Here is a 5,107-nt window from a genome sequence, read left to right as displayed (position 1 = left end):
GCGCCCTGGGGCCGGCCGGCGGGGGCGGCGTTACGGGGGCCGGGGGCGCCGCCGGACGATCGGCGGTCGCGCTGCCAGCGGGCGAGCTGGCCGACGCGGCGGACCACGAACTGGGAGTCCAGGATGCCGAGCATGCCGGCGAGCTGGACGGCGTACTCGTGCTGGATGGCGGAGTTCTTGATCCCGGCGACGATGGGCGCGCCCGCTTCGAGGGCGGAGGCGCGGCCCTCGGCGGTGTCGAGGTTGTAGCCGGAGACGACGGAGCGCAGGGCGAAGGCGAAGAGCGGGGTGCGGTTCTCCACGAGCCGGGCCACGGCCGCGTCGCCCTCCGCGAGGCGCAGCTCGCAGGGGTCCATGCCGCCGGGGGTGATCGCGATCGAGGTCTCGGCGGCGAACTTCTGGTCGTCCTCGAAGGCCCGGAGGGCGGCCTTCTGCCCGGCCGCGTCGCCGTCGAAGGTGAAGACGACCTCGGCGTTGGCGTTGTCCATCAGCAGCCGGCGGAGGATCTTGATGTGGTCCCCCGCGAAGGCGGTGCCGCAGGTGGCGATGGCGGTGGTGACCCCGGCGAGGTGGCAGGCCATGACGTCGGTGTAGCCCTCGACGACCACGGCCTGGTTGGTCTTCGCGATGTCCTTCTTGGCGAGGTCGATCCCGTACAGGACCTGGGACTTCTTGTAGAGCGGGGTCTCGGGGGTGTTGAGGTACTTCGGGCCCTGGTCGTCCTCGCGGAGCTTGCGCGCGCCGAAGCCGATCACCTCTCCGGTGATGTCGCGGATCGGCCAGATCAGCCGACCCCGGAAACGGTCGATCGCGCCCCGGCGGCCCTCGCTGGCCAGACCGGAGGTGAGCAGCTCCTTGTCGGTGAAGCCCTTGCCGCGCAAGAAGCGGATGAGGTGGTCCCAGCCGGCCGGCGCGTAACCGACGCCGAAGTGCTCGGCGGCGGCCTGGTCGAAGCCGCGCTCGGCCAGGAACTTGCGGCCGATCTCCGCCTCGGCGCTGCCGAGCTGCTCGGCGTAGAACTGGGCGGCGATCTTGTGCGCCTCGACGAGGCGGATCCGCTCGCCCTGCTGGCGGCCGGGGGCGTAGCCGCCCTCGTCGTAGCGGAGGGTGACGCCGGCCACGCCGGCGAGGCGCTCGACGGCCTCGGAGAAGGAGAGGTGGTCGAGCTTCATGACGAAGTCGAGGGTGTCGCCGCCTTCTTGGCAGCCGAAGCAGTAGAAAAGCCCCTTGCTGGGACTTACCTGGAAGGACGGGGACTTCTCATCATGAAAGGGGCACAGGCCCTTGAGGTTGCCGCCGCCCGCGTTCTTGAGCTGCAGGTACTCCGAGACGACGGCGTCGATCGGGACCGCGTCCCGAACCGCCTTCACGTCTTCGTCTCTGATCCTGCCTGCCACGGCAGAAGTCTACGGCCGGGTTACGACAGCTTGACCACGAAGACGTAGTGCGGCCCCGCGGGCTCCAGCTGGAACTCCTCGCCGGCCGCGGCGAAGCCGTGGTGCTCGTAGAAGCCCCGGGCGGCGGAGCGGCCGTTGCACCAGACCAGCTCGGCGCCGCGCGCCCGGGCCTCGTCCATCCCGGCCCGCAGGACGGCGGCACCGTAGCCCTGGCCACGGACGGCGTCGGCGCTGGCCATGCCGCGCAGGCGGTAGGCACGGCCGGACTCGCCCTTGAGCTGCTCCGGGAAGAACGTGGCGCAGGCGGCGAGGGTGCCGTCGGGCTCGTAGGCGGCGATGTGGAAGACCTTCGGGTGGCCGTCCTCGATGAAGGCGGCGGTCTCGCGTGGCCGGCCGGGGCGCAGGACGTCCCGGCGCAGCTCGAAGATCTCCCCCAGCGGTACGACGGCCGTGCGCATGACGTGCCCCTTTCCTGATCACTCCAGGAACGAGGCTAGCGGCACCGAGGGGTCGGCGAGTCGGTCGGGGTCGACGCGGGCGCCGGAGCGGATCAGCTTCTGGATGGTGTCGGTGACGTCCCAGATGTTGACATTCATGCCGGCCAGGACCCGGCCCTGGCTCAGCCAGAAGGCGATGAACTGCCGCTTGCCGACATCACCGCGCGCGATGACCTGGTCGTACGTGCCGGGAGCGGCATGGCCGGAGAACTCCATGCCGAGGTCGTACTGGTCGGTGAAGAAGTACGGGACGCGGTCGTAGACGACCTCCTTGCCGAGCATGTTGCGACCGGCGACCGGGCCGCTGTTCAGGGCGTTGGCCCAGTGCTCGACGCGCAACCGGCCGCCCAGCAGCGGGTGTTCGGCGTTGGCCACGTCGCCGGCGGCGAAGATGTCCGGGTCCGAGGTACGCAGGAGGGCGTCCACGGCGATGCCGCCGCCGGCCGAGCGCTCGGCGAGGCTGAGCCCGGCGGCCTCGGCGAGGGCGATCCGGGGGGCGGCGCCGATGGCGGCGAGGACGTCGTGGGCGGGGTGCTCCTCGCCGTCGTCGGTGAGGACGGACATGACCATGCCGCCCTGGCCGGTGATCTCGGTGAGCTGGGCGCCGAAGTGGAAGCGGACGCCGTGCTCGCGGTGCAGCTCGGCGAAGACCTCCCCCAGTTCCGGCCCGAGCACGGCGTGCAGCGGGGTCGGCCCGGGTTCGACCACGGTGACCTCGGCGCCGTACCCGCGCGCGGCGGCCGCGACTTCGAGTCCGATCCAGCCGGCCCCCGCGATGACGAGCTGGCCGTTCTCGCGGCCGAGGGAGGCCAGTACGTTCTTGAGGCGCTCGGCGTGGGCGAGGCGGCGCAGGTGGTGGACGCCGGCCAGGTCGGTGCCGGGGATGTCGAGGCGGCGGGGCTCGGCGCCGGTGGCCAGCAGCAGCTTGTCGTAGCGCAGCGAAGTGCCGTCGCCGAGGGTCACCGTCTTCGCCTCGCGGTCGAGGCCGACGACGGGCTGGCCGAGGTGCAGTTCGACGTCATGGTCGGCGTACCAGCCGGCGGGCTGGACGAAGACCGAGTCCCGGTCCTCGTTGCCGAGCAGGAAGCCCTTGGACAGCGGCGGGCGCTCGTACGGGTGGTCGCGCTCGTCGCCGATCAGTATCACCCGGCCGGTGAAGCCCTCGGCGCGCAGCGTCTCCGCCGCCTTGGCGCCCGCGAGCCCCGCCCCGACGATGACAAAGGTCTGATCTGCGTCCACCACTGTGCGCCTCCCTGGTGTTCGACTCTGAACCCTGCTGTTCGGCTCTGTCCAGCCCTGCGAGCGTCCCTCACCACGCGGCCTGCGGGAAGAGTGCCGCGCCGACCAGCCGCTACGGGCCGGCGTACGCGGAGACGAGGCGGGCGTGCAACGCCGTGGCGGAAGCATCCGTCAGCGACGCGATCTGGTCAACCACGGCCCGCTGCCGGGTGCGGTCGTCCTCCGCCGCCTCGAAGATGCCCCGGAACTGCGGGTCCAGGCCCTCCGGCGCCCGGGCGAGCAGCGCCTCGGCCAGCTCGGCGATCACGATCCGCTGCTGGGCGCGCCGCCGTGCCTGCGCGTCGCGCTGCATGACGTACCGGTCGGCGACCGCCTTCAGCACGGCGCACTCCAGACGCTGTTCGCGGGGCACCACCAGCTCGGCGCGGTAGCGGGTGAGCCGCCCGGTGCCGTACGCGTCCCGGGTGGCCCGCTCGGCCGCGAGGCAGAAGCGGCCGATGAGCTGCGAGGAGGCGTCCTTCAGGCGGGCCTGGGCGACCGCCGAGCCGTCGTAGCCGTGCGGCCACCACTCCTGGGCCAGCAGCCGGTCGAGGGCTTCGGCCAGTTCCTGCTCGTCCACGCCGTGGGCGTAGCGGGCGGCGGCCACCGAGAAGACCTCGCGGCGCTCGGGCTCGGCGAGGAGCAGGTTGGGGTCGAGGTGGCCGGCGTGCAGGCCGTCCTCGACGTCGTGGACGGAGTACGCCACGTCGTCGGCCCAGTCCATCACCTGCGCCTCGAAGCACTGCCGGTCGGCCGGCGTGCCCTTGCGGAGCCATGTGAACACCGGCAGGTCGTCCTCGTACACCCCGAACTTCGGGCTCGCCGGGTCCCTGGGGTGGCTGCCGCGCGGCCAGGGGTACTTGGTGGCGGCGTCGAGCGCGGCCCGGGTGAGGTTGAGGCCGACGCTGAAGCCGTCGGGAGAGAAGCGCTTGGGCTCAAGCCGGGTCAGCAGGCGCAGCGACTGCGCGTTGCCCTCGAAGCCGCCGCAGCCCTCGGCGACCTCCGCCAGCACCTGTTCGCCGTTGTGTCCGAAGGGCGGGTGCCCGATGTCGTGCGCCAGGCACGCGGTCTCCACCAGGTCCGGGTCGCACCCCAGCGCCGCGCCCAGCTCCCGGCCGACCTGCGCGCACTCCAGGCTGTGCGTCAGCCGCGTGCGGGGGCTCGTGTTGATCTCCGGCGAGCTGTCCACCGGGTCCACCACCTGCGTCTTCCCGGCCAGCCTCCGCAGACCCGCACTGTGCAGCATCCTCGCCCGGTCCCGCTGGAACGCCGTCCTCCCCGGCCTCTTGTCCGGCTCCGATACGTAGCGTTCCGTATCGGCCTCTCGGTACGGGGCTCCGCCCGGGTCGTTCACGTCGTCCATGCGCCGACCGTACGCCAGCGCCGCGCTTGCGGCGGGCTACGGGGCGGGGGCGGTAGTGCGCGGCGGTGTGCCCGACTGTCACCGCGTCGCCCTCCCCGCGCAGATCCACGCGGGAAGCCGAGCACACGTCAAGCAGTGGCGAACTGCGCCCAGGCCGGGCCGGCGGCGGCCGACAGGGCCTGGTCGTAGCGGTGCAGGACGAGCCGGGCCATGGCCGGGTGGGCGCCGAGGGGCGCGGCGGCGAGGCCGGGTGCGGCGGTGGAGGTCTGGGTGGCGAAGCGGCCGGGCGAGGCGAAGCAGGAGGCGACGGCTACCCGGTCGCGCCCCCGGGCGAGCAGGGCGTTGACCGAGTCGGTGACGCTGGGCCCGGCCGTGGCGAAGGCCGGGACGACGGGGATCCCGCCGAGCCGCCCGCGCAGCAGCGCGGCCGTACGGGCCGTGTCACGGGCGGACTCCGGGTCCCGGGAACCGGCGGCGGCCAGCACCACGCCCGACCGGGCCGCGCCCGCACGCCAGCCTGCCTCGGCGAGGCGGCCGTGCAGCGCCTCGGCGAGCAGCGGGTGCGGCCCGAG

5 protein-coding genes are annotated in these 5,107 nt (G+C 73.1%); all 5 read right to left on the bottom strand.

The features are described 5' to 3' along the window. The coding region (gene dnaG / locus EFK10_RS11990) for a DNA primase (RefSeq protein WP_127355707.1) at positions 1–1,397 on the bottom strand (1,397 nt) is incomplete at its 3' end. A 20-nt stretch (positions 1,398–1,417) separates the two neighbouring features. Beyond that, positions 1,418–1,855 carry a GNAT family N-acetyltransferase gene (locus EFK10_RS11985; RefSeq protein WP_127355706.1) on the bottom strand — a complete coding sequence of 146 codons (438 nt, stop codon included), beginning with the start codon at positions 1,853–1,855 and terminating at the stop codon, positions 1,418–1,420. 18 nt (positions 1,856–1,873) lie between these two features. Next, positions 1,874–3,136, bottom strand: coding sequence for an NAD(P)/FAD-dependent oxidoreductase (locus EFK10_RS11980; RefSeq protein ID WP_127355705.1), 1,263 nt, complete (start codon positions 3,134–3,136; stop codon positions 1,874–1,876). 109 nt (positions 3,137–3,245) lie between these two features. Further along, positions 3,246–4,535, bottom strand: coding sequence for a deoxyguanosinetriphosphate triphosphohydrolase (locus EFK10_RS11975; protein ID WP_127355704.1), 1,290 nt, complete (start codon positions 4,533–4,535; stop codon positions 3,246–3,248). A gap of 128 nt (positions 4,536–4,663) precedes the next feature. Continuing rightward, positions 4,664–5,107 (bottom strand): sirohydrochlorin chelatase (locus EFK10_RS11970; RefSeq protein ID WP_322973320.1); only part of this gene is annotated, 444 nt, incomplete at its 5' end.

Source organism: Streptomyces soli (assembly GCF_003999195.1).
In the GTDB taxonomy this organism is placed as follows: Bacteria; Actinomycetota; Actinomycetes; order Streptomycetales; family Streptomycetaceae; genus Actinacidiphila; species Actinacidiphila soli.
This window is presented reverse-complemented; position numbering and strand designations above follow the sequence as displayed.

Bases quoted from the DNA above. Each gene is read 5' to 3' on its own strand.
- EFK10_RS11985 (WP_127355706.1), bottom strand. From the start codon at position 1,855: ATGCGCACGGCCGTCGTACCGCTGGGGGAGATCTTCGAGCTGCGCCGG.
- EFK10_RS11975 (WP_127355704.1), bottom strand. From the start codon at position 4,535: ATGGACGACGTGAACGACCCGGGCGGAGCCCCGTACCGAGAGGCCGAT.